Source organism: Syntrophales bacterium (assembly GCA_030655775.1).
Lineage (GTDB): Bacteria > Desulfobacterota > Syntrophia > Syntrophales > JADFWA01 > JAUSPI01.
Genome location: JAUSPI010000127.1, coordinates 1 through 16,071, shown reverse-complemented (window position 1 = coordinate 16,071; position 16,071 = coordinate 1). Strand labels below are relative to the sequence as shown.

The 16,071-nt window shown below is 44.1% G+C and carries 15 protein-coding genes; 8 read left to right on the top strand and 7 right to left on the bottom strand.

What is annotated here, in order from left to right; translation table 11 throughout:
* The first annotated feature begins 41 nt into the window (after nucleotides 1-41).
* Together Q7J27_06815 and surE are read left to right on the top strand one after the other, a co-directional pair.
* Complete coding sequence (locus tag Q7J27_06815; protein MDO9528856.1) at nucleotides 42-1,001, top strand: nucleoside recognition domain-containing protein; 960 nt, start codon at nucleotides 42-44, stop codon at nucleotides 999-1,001.
* A gap of 105 nt (nucleotides 1,002-1,106) precedes the next feature.
* Nucleotides 1,107-1,877: a 5'/3'-nucleotidase SurE gene (gene surE / locus Q7J27_06810; protein ID MDO9528855.1), complete on the top strand. Its 771-nt coding sequence runs from the start codon at nucleotides 1,107-1,109 to the stop codon at nucleotides 1,875-1,877.
* On the opposite strand, the gene Q7J27_06805 is transcribed toward surE, so the two are convergent.
* Both Q7J27_06805 and Q7J27_06800 read right to left on the bottom strand, forming a co-directional pair.
* The gene (locus tag Q7J27_06805) at nucleotides 1,874-2,716 is read right to left on the bottom strand and encodes a universal stress protein (GenBank protein ID MDO9528854.1); all 843 of its coding nucleotides are present in this window, start codon (nucleotides 2,714-2,716) and stop codon (nucleotides 1,874-1,876) included. The genes surE and Q7J27_06805 overlap by 4 nt on opposite strands.
* A 3-nt stretch (nucleotides 2,717-2,719) precedes the next feature.
* Complete coding sequence (locus tag Q7J27_06800) at nucleotides 2,720-3,394, bottom strand: toxin-antitoxin system YwqK family antitoxin (GenBank protein ID MDO9528853.1); 675 nt, start codon at nucleotides 3,392-3,394, stop codon at nucleotides 2,720-2,722.
* Nucleotides 3,395-3,678: 284 nt separating this feature from the next.
* Here Q7J27_06800 and Q7J27_06795 point away from each other — a divergent pair, with 284 nt between their 5' ends.
* Nucleotides 3,679-3,825, top strand: coding sequence for a hypothetical protein (locus tag Q7J27_06795; protein ID MDO9528852.1), 147 nt, complete (start codon nucleotides 3,679-3,681; stop codon nucleotides 3,823-3,825).
* A 23-nt stretch (nucleotides 3,826-3,848) separates the two neighbouring features.
* Here the strand turns inward: Q7J27_06795 and Q7J27_06790 are convergent, their stop codons facing one another.
* Entirely contained in the window at nucleotides 3,849-4,619 is a 771-nt protein-coding gene (locus Q7J27_06790) for an enoyl-ACP reductase (protein MDO9528851.1), read from the bottom strand.
* Between the two features lie 382 nt (nucleotides 4,620-5,001).
* Between Q7J27_06790 and Q7J27_06785 the strand changes: the two genes are divergently transcribed.
* Nucleotides 5,002-5,850: an MBL fold metallo-hydrolase gene (locus Q7J27_06785; protein MDO9528850.1), complete on the top strand. Its 849-nt coding sequence runs from the start codon at nucleotides 5,002-5,004 to the stop codon at nucleotides 5,848-5,850.
* 11 nt (nucleotides 5,851-5,861) lie between these two features.
* The gene (locus Q7J27_06780; protein MDO9528849.1) at nucleotides 5,862-5,975 is read left to right on the top strand and encodes a helix-turn-helix domain-containing protein; all 114 of its coding nucleotides are present in this window, start codon (nucleotides 5,862-5,864) and stop codon (nucleotides 5,973-5,975) included.
* 63 nt (nucleotides 5,976-6,038) lie between these two features.
* On the opposite strand, the gene Q7J27_06775 is transcribed toward Q7J27_06780, so the two are convergent.
* The 4 genes from Q7J27_06775 to Q7J27_06760 all read right to left on the bottom strand — a co-directional run bounded on the left by Q7J27_06775 (nucleotide 6,039) and on the right by Q7J27_06760 (nucleotide 9,062).
* Nucleotides 6,039-6,584 (bottom strand): hypothetical protein, encoded by a 546-nt coding sequence (locus Q7J27_06775; protein MDO9528848.1) that lies wholly within the window; start codon nucleotides 6,582-6,584, stop codon nucleotides 6,039-6,041.
* Between the two features lie 304 nt (nucleotides 6,585-6,888).
* Entirely contained in the window at nucleotides 6,889-7,656 is a 768-nt protein-coding gene (locus tag Q7J27_06770; protein ID MDO9528847.1) for a CoA-transferase, read from the bottom strand.
* A 2-nt stretch (nucleotides 7,657-7,658) separates the two neighbouring features.
* A complete protein-coding gene (locus tag Q7J27_06765) occupies nucleotides 7,659-8,693 on the bottom strand; it encodes a CoA-transferase (GenBank protein MDO9528846.1) in 1,035 nt (344 codons plus the stop codon).
* A gap of 78 nt (nucleotides 8,694-8,771) precedes the next feature.
* Complete coding sequence (locus Q7J27_06760; GenBank protein MDO9528845.1) at nucleotides 8,772-9,062, bottom strand: hypothetical protein; 291 nt, start codon at nucleotides 9,060-9,062, stop codon at nucleotides 8,772-8,774.
* An 871-nt stretch (nucleotides 9,063-9,933) separates the two neighbouring features.
* On the opposite strand from Q7J27_06760, the gene Q7J27_06755 reads away from it, so the two are divergent.
* The 3 genes from Q7J27_06755 (at nucleotide 9,934) to Q7J27_06745 (ending at nucleotide 15,490) form a co-directional block, all read left to right on the top strand.
* Nucleotides 9,934-12,114, top strand: coding sequence for a PAS domain S-box protein (locus tag Q7J27_06755; protein MDO9528844.1), 2,181 nt, complete (start codon nucleotides 9,934-9,936; stop codon nucleotides 12,112-12,114).
* Nucleotides 12,115-13,445: 1,331 nt separating this feature from the next.
* Nucleotides 13,446-14,669, top strand: a complete 1,224-nt coding sequence (locus Q7J27_06750) for a CoA transferase (protein MDO9528843.1) — start codon at nucleotides 13,446-13,448, stop codon at nucleotides 14,667-14,669.
* Nucleotides 14,670-14,695: 26 nt separating this feature from the next.
* The gene (locus Q7J27_06745; protein MDO9528842.1) at nucleotides 14,696-15,490 is read left to right on the top strand and encodes a CoA-transferase; all 795 of its coding nucleotides are present in this window, start codon (nucleotides 14,696-14,698) and stop codon (nucleotides 15,488-15,490) included.
* Nucleotides 15,491-16,071: the final 581 nt, after the last annotated feature.

The window sequence follows — 16,071 nt, the reverse complement described above, 5'->3', positions numbered from 1 at the left end:
ATAGGATACTGAGAGCGATTCAAGATTTTTCAGGTAACAAAATGCGCGAACAAACATATAAACACCGACAATATAACATTTTGCTCAAAGAAGGTTTTGTCTCAGGCATAAAGAAGGGATGGAGCGGTTTTATCTGGATGTTGAAGATAGTGATTCCTATTTCCTTTCTAACGGCCCTTCTGGCATGGAGCGGCTGGCTTAACAAAATCGATTTTTTCATCCAGCCGGCGATGACCCTGATCAATCTGCCGGCTATGGCCGCCCTGCCTTTGCTCATCGGCATGCTTTCCAATCTTTACGGAGCCATCGCCGCAATGGCCGTTCTTCCCCTCACCAATGAACAGATGACCCTGATCGCCATTTTTCTCCTGACTGCTCACAATCTGATTCAGGAAGGCGTTATTCAGGGCAAATCGGGCATGCACCCCGTGAAGGCCACACTCTTTCGCCTGACAGCCGCCGTGATTACGGTAAGCCTGGTAGCGCAATTTTTTGATGCCGCGGCATTAGGTCCGGTGACCGCGGAAGCATCTGTCCCGGTCTCTCAACCTTTCATTTATATGCTAAAGAGCTGGAGCCTTGCCACATTTTACCTTTGTATCAAGATATTTGTGATTATTATGAGCATATTGACCCTGCTGGAAGTAGTAAAATCCCTGGGCTGGATAGATCATGTGGTCAGAGTGCTCACACCTGTTCTGAAAATACTTGGGCTAAGACGAAATGTCGGTATTTTGTGGGTTACCGCCACCGTTTTCGGTCTTGCCTATGGAGGAGCTGTAATCGTTGAAGAAGCAAAGCAGGGACACCTGACAAAGGACGAACTGGAAGAACTGCATTTGTCTATCGGTATCCACCATTCCCTGATCGAAGACCCCGCGCTTTTTCTGTCACTGGGATTGAGTGCATTCTGGCTCTGGGTCCCTCGATTGATCATGGCAATGATTGCCGTTCGCTTGCTTAGCTTATGGCATCTGGCACGAAAAAGATGGCACCGATAACATTGGAAATCTCCGGTCACGGGACGGGTTTGCGGGATGAGCTCCCAGGCACTTTCTCCCTTCCTTTTCCGGAAGAAAAGTGCTAATTTTCCCAAAGGAGGAGTGATGAGGTTTCTTCTTACAAATGATGACGGAATATACGCCAGGGGTTTGAGCGCCCTATACGAGGAACTGTCAAAGGAGGCGGAATGTTTGATAGTAGCCCCTGAGGTGGAGCAGAGCGCTGTTGGCCATGCCATCACTATCGCACGCCCAATTATGGTCAGACGTGCCAAAAAGAACGGGGTTTTCCTTGGATACGCGGTAGCCGGCACCCCCGCTGACTGCGTAAAGATAGGGATAAGAGAACTGGCAGAAAAACCTTTTGATCTGGTGGTCTCCGGAATAAATATCGGCGCCAACGTGGGAATAAATGTAATCTATTCCGGAACGGTATCCGCGGCCACGGAAGGGACTATTCTGGGAGTTCCTTCCCTGGCAATATCGCTGGATACCCATGACAGAGACGCCGACTTTTCATTTGCGGCCAAATTTGCCAGAAAAATGGCCGTTTTCATGCTTAAACACAACCCCGACAAGAATATCCCTCTCAATGTAAATGTTCCGGCGATCCCTGAAGAAGAAATAAAGGGTGTTGTGGTTGCAAAACAGGGAAAAGCTCGTCTGATGGAATCCTTTGAAAAGAGGGTGGATCCGAGAGATAACATATATTACTGGCTGGCAGGTGAAACACAACTTTCCGAAATGGAAGAGGCGGACTCAGACGCATGTGTTCTGAAGAAGGGAATGATATCCATAACTCCGATCTATTATGATCTGACAAGACATGACGTCCTGGCAAATTTGGGTGCAAGCATAAAAGACTATTTTGATTAACGTACCATAAGTATTGGGATGGTGCTTTTACGTATCACATAGGAGGTTGTGCTGCCCAGTATCAGCTCTCTGAATCTGCTGTGACCACGGGCACCCATTACCATCAATTCTACGGAACCCTCCTGAATGAATTTTATGATTTCTTGTTCTACTTTTCCCCTTAATATTACTATATCGCTATCAATTTCTTCATATGGGTCAAGAATTTCCTCTATCCTTTTGCTGAAGTCCGCAGCCTGTTTAGATTCATCAGTGATGATAATAATCGACAGCGGCCAGCGGATCTTGTCACATAATTCCGCGGCTATTTTTAAGGCATTATCGGCCGATTCACTGCCATCATAGGCAAGCCCCATGCTCTCGATCTCCTGAAAACTGATGGGTGTGACCAGCACCGGCTTTCTTGATTTACGAACCACCGCCTCCGAGGTGGAACCGAGAAGACCGCCCTTGCTCAAGTGGGAGTATTCACCCCTCTGCGCAAGGAGAATCCAATCAGCATTTTCCCCCTCCTCCACGATCGCCTCGTTCACTATACCCCAAACCTTCTTCAATTCAGGATTCAGGCCAGACTTTTCACACCTTTCCCTGGATGTCTCAAGAATGGAATCAGCTCTCTCATTGAGGCTCTCCTTTATCACAGGGACAAATTCCTGATATGGTAAAAGACCGACGGAACCGGAAATATCACCAAAGAGCGGGCTCTCTATTATTCTGATATCCACCACATGCAGAACAGTCAGCCGAGCATCCAGCCTTTTGGCTATATAAATCCCGTATTCAAGGGCGGTCTTGCTGTAATCGGAACCATCCGTGGCAACGAGGATATTCTTAACCATTAGCTATTCCTTATCAAATTCTGACAGTTTTTTGAGCAAGTCTTCATACTCTTTCTCCTTGTCATCCCACTCGTCTTCATCGTAAGAGGAAAGCTCGCTACTATTTGTTTCCAGTATCTGGCCATCTTCGGAGTAACTGACAAATTTGCCATCCAGTATGCCATCCTCATACTTTGCCCGTTCTTTTACCTGACCATTTTTATAATAGGCGACGTATTCACCGTCCCTTTTATCATCCTTGAAACTTCCCTTTTCTTTTATCTGACCATCTTTGTAATATGAACAGTATTCGCCATCAAACTTGCCATCTTTAAAGTTTTCTTCATTTTTTATCTGGTCGTTCTTGTAATAAAGGAGGTATTCCCCATCGAGTTCACCATCCTCATTGTAATTCTCTTTTTCCCTGATCCTGCCGTTTTCATAGTAACAGACATATTCTCCGACCAATTTGTCGTTCCTATATGTACACTTTTCCCTGATTCTACCGTCTTTGTAATAGGAAACTGCCTCACCCTCTCTCAGGCCATTATGAAAGTTTAGTTTCGCTAATATTTGACCGTTTTCATAATAAGATAAATATTCCCCTTCCAGTTTGCCATTAAGATAGACCCTCTTCTCTCTTATACGGTTACTGTCATAGAAAGAATTTTCTTCTTTCCTCTTTTTTCTGAAAAACATAAGATACCCTTTTCTAAAACCTTCTATAACTTCAGGAGCTTCCACCTCATTCTAATTATAAAACCGCATCTTTACAAACATCTTCTCTTTATTTTTCAACAGCAAGATTATCTTATTTCTATTTACGAGTCGAGTAAAAAACGAACTGTTTAAAATGTACGCACGCTCAATCTCCACACCTTGTACATGGAGCTCCAATTAATCTCTTTTGTCCTCTGGTTTGAAGGACATATAGCGCCTTTCTAACCCAACTGTGCGGATTTTTAATTGACGAGGCAATCAAGATGAGCGACGGCCAGTGGCAATCTTACAAACAAGAACGATACAAGCACATAGCCGAGATGGTTACAGAGTTACAGAAAAACATATCTGTAATCCTGAATAGAAGAGACAAGGCAGAAAGACTCAGGAACAAAAGCGGCAACTCTTAATGTAGGGGTCTTTTCGACCCAGGCTACAATCCCATATTATTATACCCGGCATCGACGTAAATAACCTGACCGGTTATATTCCTTGACAAATCAGAACATAAAAATAGAGCGAGATTAGCAACATCATCTGCAGTATTTAGTCTGTGCAGTGGTGCAACTTCAATTTGATGATCCAGCAATTTTTCAAAATCTGTAATTCCTGATGCTGCCAATGTTTTTATAGGTCCTGAAGAGATTGCATTAATCCTTATCTTTCTATCGCCGACATCTCGAGACAAATATCTCACAGATGCTTCTAATGCAGCTTTGCACACACCCATTACATTATAGTGTGGAATGACCCGTACCGAACCAATATACGATATAGTTATTATACTACCTTCCTCGTTCATTATGGGATATGTTCTTTTTGTTAATTCCGTCAGCGAATAAGCGCTCACCTCCTGGCTTATCTGATATCCGCGCCTGTCAACTTCAAAGTATTTACCCTGTAGATGCTCTTTCTTTGCAAATGCGATACTATGAACCAGGAAATCAACATTTCCAAATTCCTGCTCTACTTTTTCAAAAAATAGGTCAAGTAAAGAATCATCAACAACGTCACAGGGAATTGCAATTGGGTCTTTCAGAGTTTTTAATAACGGCTTAACAGAACCTTCAACTCTTTCCTGGTATGCGAACGCGCTCCTCACACCGTTATTGTTCAGCGCTTCAGCAATGTGCCATGCAATACTCTGTTCATTAGCCACACCAAAAATAATCGCCTTTTTACCTTTAAGATTAAAATTTGCCATTTTTTTATCTCGAGGTTATATGAAATTAATTGAACCCGGAAGAAATACCTCTCTCATAGGATAATCCACGAAAAATAAACAAACCACCGAAGAGAGAAGAGCTATAAAAATATTAGACACGAAAAAGACAAAAAGCACAACAAGGTTTTTAAAAAATCCCTGAAAGATGAATGTTGTTGTGTGCTAACCCCACAATTCATTTTCATTGACACCCCATTTTGAGTTTAATACAAATGATAGTGTTGCGTGAGCCGATTATTCTTTCCACCTGCCTTTTTCTGAAACCATTATATTTCTTTCAAAAGAGATTTATAATTGGTAAAATTATAAATGTCTGTTTTATTGTAAGTTTTAACATGACCAAACAGAACTGTTGTGAAAAATGAAACTATATCCAATAGAAACTGGAACTTTTAAATTAGATGGCGGAGTGATGTTTGGCTTTATTCCAAAAGCGCTCTGGCAAAAAATTTATCCAGCTGATGAAAATAATCTTTGTAAGTGGGCAATGCGCTGTTTGCTGGTCGTTGATAGAGATCAGAAAATTTTAATTGATAATGGGATAGGAGATAAGCAGGATAAAAAATTTTTCAGTTATTATTATTTAAATGGCAATAATACTTTATTGAGCTCACTCGGGAAATACGGTTTTAGCGCAGATGATATTACCGACGTTGTATTAACCCATCTCCATTTTGATCATTGTGGCGGAGGAGTGAAATACAATAGAGACAGAAGACGACTTGAATTGGTTTTTAAGAATGCCACATACTGGTCAAGTAAACAACAATGGGATCTGGCCGTTAATTCAAATAGAATGGAGCAGGCGTCTTTTTTGAAAGAAAATATACTCCCAATGGGGGATAGCGGCCATTTGAAGCTCATCGACAGAGACAGTATCCTCTTCCCCGACTTTTCCGTAAAATTATTTAACGGACACACGCATGGTCAAATAATTCCGTTTATTAACTACCGGGGCGAAACTGTTGTCTTTACGGGAGATCTGCTGCCGTCAACTGCACATATCCCCTTACCTTACATTATGAGTTATGATGTCAGGCCACTTATATCATTGGAGGAGAAAGAAATTTTTTTAAATGAAGCAGTTGAAAATAACTATATTCTATTTTTTCCGCATGATCTATATAATGAATGTTGTACTGTTCATAAAACTGGAAAAGAGATTACCGTAAAGGAAACATTTCTGTTAAAAGATCGTTTTGGCGAATAAAATGATCTGTGGTGGCTCCGATCTGGGCTGACGAACCTGGTCTCACGGCAGCCGAAATAGCGCGTAACCTTGGCGTAGCAACATCAAGCATTACACGAGCGATAGGCAGGATAGAGGCCAAATAGGGATAAAATATTATGCAACGTAAGTAAGTACCGACGTCCCCATCCCTTCCCTGTCCCCGCATATCACAGGATGCTGATAACTTGTTGTGGTTTTGGGTTTAAAGTATCCCCATTGGCAAAATCATGAAAAGACAGATCGGTCATCTGGCTTCCGAAATGAGAAAAGTTTTCCTTTAACATATCTATAAACATTCTGACCGTGATCGAAAAACACAAGCGGTCGGAAAAATCGTATGATTTGGTATGCCTGGAAATATCAAAGATTATGTGCTGCAGTAGTTGCCCCGAAATTACACCCTTGTTATGATTCATAATAAGCCCGATCATGCTGAGGGATAATACTTTTATGTGATAACTGATCACTCCTCCCCTTTCCTTCCTGAAATCCGGATGATCAATAAGATATGATCTGTCTTCCAGCAAAGTCATATTGGGAGGAATATCATCCAGAGATTTTCTTTCAAACCACTGATCAAACTCAGGGAAAAGATGGGTATACACATCTTTTCCATACCCGCCATAGCCGGAAATATCAATGAGGGCATAATAATTCCGGTATTTCAGGTATCTTTCTTCCAGTTTATTCCGGCTGCCGTTTTCACAGCCCACCGCTACGAGCTTCCGTTCTATGATGTCACCTGTTAACTATTGGAGGTTAAGATGAATATCTTCTCAAAATCAGCCAGACGAAAACACCGGTGACATTTTTTATCTTCACCGGTAGTTTTCGATCACATCAGGAATCACGCCATAAGTGACCCGGGTCTCGGGATGGGGCAGACCCGGCCTCCTTTAAAGCACCTCGATCAGATGCTTATCAGGTGAGTTTTTCCCACAAAGAGAGCGGTGTTCGAAAAAACACCGCTCTCTCAATTATGGTACTGTTATGGTACGGTTAGGATTTCTCTACAACTTATCCGAGGTAAAAACCGGTCGGGTCAAGGGATCTGAGGATCGTAAGCTCCTCCGCGGTCGGGATAGTGGCTTCTACCACGTTGGGCGACACCTTGAGATCCCATGCGCAGTTGGCCTTGATCTTTTCAATTGACTGGCCGGGGTAAAACTCTGACAGGTACATCTCTTTGGTGGCATCGTCGAACAAATAGACACCCATGGTGCTAACCACAGTCGACGGTCCCCCACCGATCATGCCGAGTGCCTCGCGTTCCCCCGGGCCGCCCAGGAAGCCGGGAGTGGTAACGTATTCACATTTTTCGACGAACTTCTTTTTATCCTGGGGCATAATGGCAAGGACCCTTTTGCCCGAAGTCGCCATGTCGTTCGCGCCACCGCTTCCGGCAAAGTAGGTGAAGCTTTCCTTCTTGGACCAGTCCCCTGCGCCCGTCGAGTTGATGTTTCCAAACTTGTCGATCTGGGCGCCGCCGATGAAGGCAACGTCAACCTCGCCCCGCTGCAGGGCGGCCATGGTGGCCAGCATGCCGAATGTTGCATCGGCCCCGAGGAAAGCAGCAGGGTCATCCACGGTGATCGCAAGGGCCGGAGGCGCCGTCGCCCGGATAGCGCCTCCCTCGGTGAACATAATCATGTTCGGTGCGTGGGTGGCAAAGGCATATGCGGCCACCATAATTGGCAGTCCCACTCCCACGAAGACAACCTCTCCGTCTGTAATTTCCCTGGCACAGCGGATTGTCATAAGTTCTGTCAGTTTATAATCAGTCATAGTTAGTTACCCCCTTTCTTAGCAGCGATTGCGTCTTCGTAGGCCTTGAGCCGGTCATCAGTGTACATGGGCACACCCTTCCAGCATACCGGATCATGGTACCCGTAATCGACACCCATTTTTGGGCTCGGCGTAAAGCCGAGCTTGGGTTTCAGCCGATCCAGGCCTTCCTGGCCAAATTTTGATTTATATTTTTCTATGTACGCGGCTTGGTCCGCGCAGCCGTACACCCATTCATCAAGGAAGTGAGGCAGCAGTTCTGCGTGCCGCTCATATCTGCCCTGATACTGGCTGAAGCGGATGTCCAGGCCGTAGTAGCCGCGGCAGGCCGAAGGATGAGCGCCATACGGGCAGTGGACAACGGCCAGAGTCTTGTAGTAGGGGACAATCGTGCGGTCAGGATCGCTTCTGACTACTTCAGGCTCTACAATTTCCTCGGCTGTTACTATGACGCCCCGCTTTGTTCCCATGGCGCCGAATTCGTCGGTGACGCCGCGCGTTCCATAGGAGACCACATTGCCGAAGCGGTCGGCCTTCTGGGCGTGGATGATCGCCACGTCGGCACGCCACGCGCGCACAGCCATTATCTTCTCACCGGTGAAAGGATCTTCAACGAGCTTGAGGTCCATCGGGTTGTTTTTGGGCATATCCGTGCCGATATTCCCCCGGATGGGGATGAACGGAATGCCGAGAAAGCCTGCCATCATGGCGCTGGTGGCGCCGAAGTTGGAGATGTCATACCTCTTGAGCTTGCCTTCATTGAAGGCCCGGCGAATGGCATAGGGGGCCTTCACATACCAGTTCATGATCCAGGCGGTGTGAATTTCCGAAACACAACCGGCGCCCACCATGATATCCAGACCACCCACGTCGGTCGATGATTCGATAGTGGTCAGGTTCCTCTTCTTCTGTCTGATGATTTCGTGAGTCAGGGCCATGGGAACGTGAATCTGGAAGCCCCCATAGTAAAGTATATCGCCATCGTGGATGAACTTTGCTACCGCATCCTTGAGCGTCATTCTTTTGTCGAGATCCATGTAATCCTCCTTTTATTGTTAATAAAGATCAATTTAGTGACGCAAAAAATTTCTGGAAAGTAGTTCATACCTCCTTTCTTAGGGTTCAACAAACCCCCGTGTAATACGTTCCTCATAACATCTACGACATAGATAATAGACGTGGACATTTCCGCAACCAGTGCCATAGAGCTGAAGAAGAAACGTGCATTCAGAACAACTCTGCAGCATACATCTGCTCTCACAAAACCTGAAGTTCTCCTCAGGCTGGCCACATTCATCGCAATCACGGGGAAAGATAGACATATCCCTCCATTCCACGGTGAGCTTTTCTTTGACTCTTAAAGCAACCATCGGTATCGCGATAAGGTCGTTGAGGGTTATTATCAACCCTCCACCTTCAGGAAGCTATAAGAGGGATACTATCCCAGCCTTTTTGAACGACTTGCCAGCGTATCCCATAAAACACGTAAAGCTAACCTCGCGGGGTTACGAATTTGTCAGGATAGCACTCCTTTTGTACCACCTAACATTTCTGCTGATCATAACAGGCAGAACCTTCCTTATTGTTATGATTGAAGAATGTGCCGACAGATAAACACTTTCTTCCCCTCTGGGGAATTTTAAACTTGGCAGAGTATATAAGGATTTCCTTGTATGTCAAGTAAATTTTTTCAATTATTAAAAGTGAACTACTGAAAAGCCATAATCTAAAACCAAAAGGAGGTTTTGGGCATTGGAAAAACGAGGGTTTTTGCTCTCATAAAAGAGTATCGGCAAGATCCAAACGAATTTTCTATTTCTTACACAAAGAAATATTTCAACAGTACTCCATCAGGTACCGGTTATTTTTGCAGGTTCATCTTTGATGCACTCGTAAAAAGTCTCAAAATGTGTCATTTGTCATGCTGAACTTGTTTCAGCATCTAAACATTTCAATAAGTTAGAGACCCTGAATGATCCTGAAACAAGTTCAGGACATGATTTTGGGTGACAAAAAAAAGACTTTTTACGAACTTGTCATCTTTATTTAATAGTAGATTTCTTGTGTAAATCGTGATAAGCGAAAGTGAATATGTAATGTCAGAGATTAAAACGTATAAAGTCTTTCACCCTGTGTGAGGGTATTATGTGCTGATTATTGAAACCCTGTTTCTCAAAAAGTGGAAGCAGGGTTTTTGTGTTTGTGTGTGTTTCGTATTACTATTTTGATCCAATGCGGTATGAAATTTCATTAGGTTTCATTATATGGAGCTAAGATATGAACTATAAAAATGTGCCGGATGAACAATTTTTAGATAAAATAGAGAAAATGTTTCCACTGCTTGACGAATCGGGGAAAAGAGAGGACATGGGCGAACAAGGCCAGAATGACCTCAAGGCGGTTACGCTATCGATTCTGGATTCGATTCCACATGCAGTTATTGGCTTAAAAGATCGCCGGATTATTTTTGCCAACCATGCGGTGGAGTTGGTCTTTGGCTGGAAGATTGAGGAATTGATTGGCAAAAGCAAACGTGTGTTGTACCGAAGCGACGAAGAGTATGAAGAAATTGCCGGATATACATATCCGGCGCTTGAGAAACAGCGAACGTACAGTAGAGAATTTCATTGCCGGCATAAGGATGGCAGGGATATTGTTTGCCTGGTGAGTTCTTCACGAGTAGGTGAAATCCTGAAGGATAGAATGATTGTAGTAACGTACTCAGATGTTACCGGGCAGAGACAGGCCGAGGAATCATTGCGACTGGCAAACATTTACAACCGTACCCTTCTCGAAGCGTGTCTGGATCCACTCGTTGCCATTGATCCGGCCGGAAAAATAAGCTATGTGAATGCTGCAGCCGAGAAGATCACAGGATATTCACGGGGGGAATTGATTGGGACAGATGTTTCGAGTTATTTTACAGAACCTGAGAAGGTTAAAGCAGAGTACAGGAAGGTATTGAAAGAAGGGGCACTGTATAACTATCCCCTGGAAGTACGTCACAGGGACGGCCGTGTTACTCCTGTTCTCTATAACGCATCTGTGTACAGAGACAAGTCTGACAATGTTATTGGTGTCCTTGCCGCGGCACGTGACATCACAGAGCGCAAGCGAGTTGAAGAGGCATTACGGGAACATGATGGACAGTTTGAAACATTGCTGAAGGAACGTACGATAGAACTGACAAAAACAACCTCGCTGCTCGAACGTGAAGTTATTGAACGAAAATACACCGAAGAACAGTTAAGGGAGGCCCATGCGCGGTTATTGACGGTTCTGGATAGTCTGAATTCTTCCGTGTATATTATCGATATGGACACGTATGAGGTGCTTTACATCAATAAACATATGATGGATTTGTTTGGTGATGTTACAGGCAAAATTTGCTGGCAAAGTATACTAAATCAGCCAGGCCCCTGTGATTTTTGTGTCGATGAGAAATTATTAACGCCGGAAAGGAAAAAATCAGGCTTTTATATTTGGGAACAGTATCATGAGGCATTGGGGATATGGCTTCTGATTCAGGATCGGACAATGGCAATTCAGTGGATAGACGGGCGCACGGGGCGATTGAAAATTGCCACGAATATCAGTAAACACAAACTTGCGGAGGAGGCTGTGCATAAAACTCAACTCCAGCAGAAAGCAATCCTCGATAATATTCCAGATATGGCCTGGTTAAAAGACAGGGAGAGCAGGTATATCGCGGTGAATGAGGCCTTCGGTAAGGCTTGTGGTTTGAAGCCGGCAGATGTCGTCGGTCTTATTGATTCTGATATATGGCCTGCCGAGTTGGCTGAAAAGTACAAGGAGGATGATAAAAAAGTCATAGAGTGTGGTACACGGAAACAGGTCGAAGAACCCTTAGTAGGAAAAGATGGCCGGGAGAGCTGGATAGAAGCGATTAGGACGCCGATATATGATGACGGAGGCGAAATAATAGGTACTGCGGGGATTGCCCGCGACATTACGGAGCGTAAGCGCGCAGAAGAAGATTTGAAGAAACGGAAGTGGGAACTGGAAGTTAAGTCCAGGAATCTTGAGGAAGTTAATATCGCACTGAAAGTGTTACTCAAACAAAGAGAAGAAGACAAAACGGATCTTGAGGAAAAGGTTTTGTCAAATGTTAAGGAATTCGTAGAACCATATGTTGAAAAGTTGAAAAAAACACGGTTAAATGTCAACCAGATTGCCTGCATAAGTATTGTTGAAACCAATCTGAACGATATCATTTCTCCTTTTTTACGGAATTTAACCTCGAAATATTTACACCTCACTCCTCGGGAAATTCAGATCGCCAACCTCATAAAAGAAGGAAAAACCAGCAAAGAGATTGCAGAACTGTTGAATTCATCGCAAGGGGCGATAAACTTTCATAGAAACAACATCAGGAATAAACTCGGCCTGAATAAGAAGAGCACCAACCTCAGATCACATCTGTTGTCCTTGTCATAGTATAAGGTATTGACTGATATAAAGTTTATAATCAATTGGTATTGCATTTCTCACCAAGTTATCTTTAGAATACCTGAACAATGAAATTTTTAAAAAACTCCAGTTTCACCATTGTGGATAGCTGAGGCCCCAATTTTTCAAAGATTTCACAATAGATAACAGCGAGATCATATTCATATTCGAAATCTAACTACCTTCTGGAGGGAAAGGGCGCACGTGGCAGTGTATAGTAATCCCTTGTTCGGAAAATACCATCCTGTATGGAAAGGTTTCACAGTAGCTCTCGGATATAAATTAGAAGTAACAGTCAACAATAACTTCGTATTAAATTCACATAAAATCGCACATTGAGGACAGTAATTTCGTAAACATGAAGATTTTTTGCAAGCGATTTTCCATGAGATGCAGAGTACCACCAAGGGGGGTGCTATACCTATGACTTCATGTCTTCACCAAGCTAACCCTATGGATGTGCCGGCAAGCCATTCAATAAGTTAAGTTAGAAATGAACGTCGAGAATAGCATCCCCCCTGGTGGTACTCTGCATTTGACGTTTTTTTGTGTCAACAATAACCCGCAGTTTGTAAGGAAAAACCTCGGAGAAGTTTTATAGTTTATAATGGTTAATATCACTCGGTGAAAGTTAAATGTTAAGAAACTTATAGAACCATATGTTGAGAAGTTGAAAAAACACGGTTAACTGTTGACCAGATTGCCCGCGTGAGTAGTATCGAAACCCATCTGAAGGATATTATTTCTCCTTTCTTACGGAATTTAACCTCGAAACATTTACACCTCACACCTCTTGAAATTCAGATTGCCAATCTCATAAGAGAAGGTAAAACCAGCAAAGAGATTGCAGAACTATTGCATTTATCGCAGGGGGCAATAGACTTTCATAGAAACAACATCAGGAATAAACTCGGCCTGAAGAAGAAAACCAACCTGAGATCATATCTGTTGCCCTTGTCATAGTACAAGGTTTTGCCTAATATAAACCTTACAATAGTCAGATATTGCATTACTCGGTAACTTATCTTATTAGAATGTACGTATATAAGGGGGAATTTTCAAAATGTATCCCTGAAAAACAAAATTTATGGAAGGAGGGGATAGACTTTAAAGACAAGAGCTTTGCAAAATATCCATATTGTCATTGCGAGTGAAGCGAAGCAACCTCACAAGATGTTGATAATCCACGAGATTGCCGCGGTACTATGTGCCTCGCAATGACCGGAAACACAATTTTGCAAAAGTCTCAAGACGAAAAAGCTTAGTATTAAGTAGTTTGATTTTTTGTATGTCTTAACTTGCTGGAAGGAGGTCAAAGTATGGATTTAGAAAAGAGATATGCTGAAGTAGGTGTGCCGTTAGGGAAAAAGGCAGATGAAGATAAATTGCCTTATGTTCATGTCGTCGAAGGACAGGTTCCCTATACGTCCAAGCATCGTGCACCAGGTGTCGAAGTAACAGACCCTGGAGATGCAATACATTCTGGTATCTACGGAATTTCTGAGGTGGTGCATAAGGAGAGACCATATACCTGGTGGGGACCCAATCCTGACGAAGCCAGGGCTCTGAAGGTAAAGGAGAACAAGTTTCTCTATGATAAGAGAACGACTCTAAGTGATGCGGTAAAGAAATTCATCAGACCGGGGATAAACATTGGAGTTGCTGGATTCGTAAACACAAGAAACCCCTTCGCTATTTGCTGGCAAATAGTAAAGGAGGCCCTTTGCAACAAAACTGTCCAGGCGACGAATTTAACTCTATCCTATCAATCTCAATCTCTTGATGTTGAATGGCTTTTAGGCGCACAGATGTTGGACAGCAGCAGGGTAGAGGTAAAGAGGGTAGAGCTGTCCTGGCAGGCCTTTGAAGTCATCGGATCAGGCCCCATCTGGACTCACATGGTTCAAGCTGGACTGATTGAGGTTGATGACTATACCAACTATGGCGCCTCTGCCAGATTCAAGGCCGGAGCCATGGGCATACCTTTCATGCCGGTGAGAGACCACGGCGGCTCAGACATGGAGAGGGTCAACCGCGGCGTTATGCTGAAGTGCCCCTTCACGGGCAGGAATATTTATGTGCTTCCAGCCTGTCATCCCGATGTTGCCATAGCACACGTTACAGCGGCAGATATGTACGGTAATTGCAGGATTTTCGGATTCTTGAACACCTGTCCGGAGATTGTCGGGGCATCTACAGCGAGCATTGTGACCTGTGAGGATTTGATCTCTACCGATGAGATTCGAAGATACCCGAATCTCACCGAGATTCCGTTTCCAGCCGTTTCTGCGGTAGTCCCACAGAAATTTGGAGGATATCCCGGAGCTGTCTGGGGCAACTACTGGTTTGACATGGACCACTTCCGCGAATGGAGAGCTGCCGGCCTGGAATTGAGACTGAAAGGGAACATTGACCCGCTTAAGAAGTATTACGATGATAACTTCTACAGCTGCGACACCTTTGATGATTTCCTGGCCAAGAGAGGGTACAAGAAGCTTGCGGAACTGAAAAGATTAGACATGGGTCAGGCAGTGATAATCTAAGCACACTTATAAGGAGGTGTTGAAGCATGACTGATAAAAAAGTAAAGATTGGTCCTTTTGAGACGATTTGCTACACCGGTGCAAGAGCATTGGAAGATAAAACCATTGTCTTTGCGGGAACGGGACTGCCTATGCTGGCGTGCCTTTTTGCTCAGCGCACCTGGGCACCAGACATGAATATAATATTTGAAGCAGGGTCATTGGGTGTGCAGATGTGGATGGGCCTGCCCCTGTCCGTAGGAGACACCAGGGCATCCACCCGAGCTTGTATTATAAAAGGTTTATGTTTTGCCTTTGAAAGCCAGCAAAGGGGGTATTCGGACTTCGGCTTTATCGGCGGCGCCGAGATAGACAAGTACGGCAACATAAACTCAACCTGCTTTGGTGAGTATGAAAAACCTAAAGTCAGATTTCCCGGGAGCGGTGGCGCTGGAGCTATGGCGGCAAACAGCGACAGGATAATTGCCATAATGGCGCTGGAAAAACGCAGGTTCAGGGACAAGGTCTATTTTATCACCAGCCTTGGCTTCGGTGATGGTTCACCCGATTACAGGTGGACAGCGGGCGTCCATGGCAGGGGACCATACAGAGTGGTAACCGACGTGGCATTGTTTGGATACGATGTTGGTAATACAAACAGAATGATGCTTCTTGAATATCATCCAGACCTGTCAGTTGAGGCCATTCAGGAAAGGTGCGAACTGGAGCTGCTTATTTCTCCTGACGTAAAACCCATGCCGTTACCCTCAGAGGAGGATCTAAACCTTATGATTACTCAGGTTGATCCGGAAGCTTACTTCCTGGGTAAGACGGTAGCGTAATAAGTACTTTAAATTGACTGTGCTTTTTTAGTGGCACGCCAAACGGCGTGCCACTATTTTTTTGGGGGAGCTCAGAAGAACCTTCAGGACGGCATTCTTTGAAAGGTTTGCATAACTACATTTCTGGTCATTGCGAGTGAAGCAAAGCAATCTATTATGATTACACGGAGTTAAAGATTGCTTCACATTTGTTCGCAATGACATTATAGGCATTATGCAAACGTTTTTCTTTCTCTAAGCTTTTCCATGACTCCGGCCATTGTTGATTCCCACAATAAACTGACCAAAATATCCTGATTATATTGAACAAGATGCCGGATTTTCAGATTAAGTAGACAGGGGGACTGAAGTACATCAATCAGTCCCCCTGTCTTTGTTCTATCTGCGAGTTAAAAGATGATTCGGTTTGCGATTTTTGTTCTTTCATATACAAGAGGAACTGTTCATTTTTTCGCTTAACCTTAAAAGATTTCGGTGGCAGCCAGGCGCACATGTTCAGCTGTGACAATCATAGATTGTTCCTTTGCGGCAGCGATAAGTGCTCCTCGGGCAAGGTGATTCGCCTTCCTGAACAGACCGCC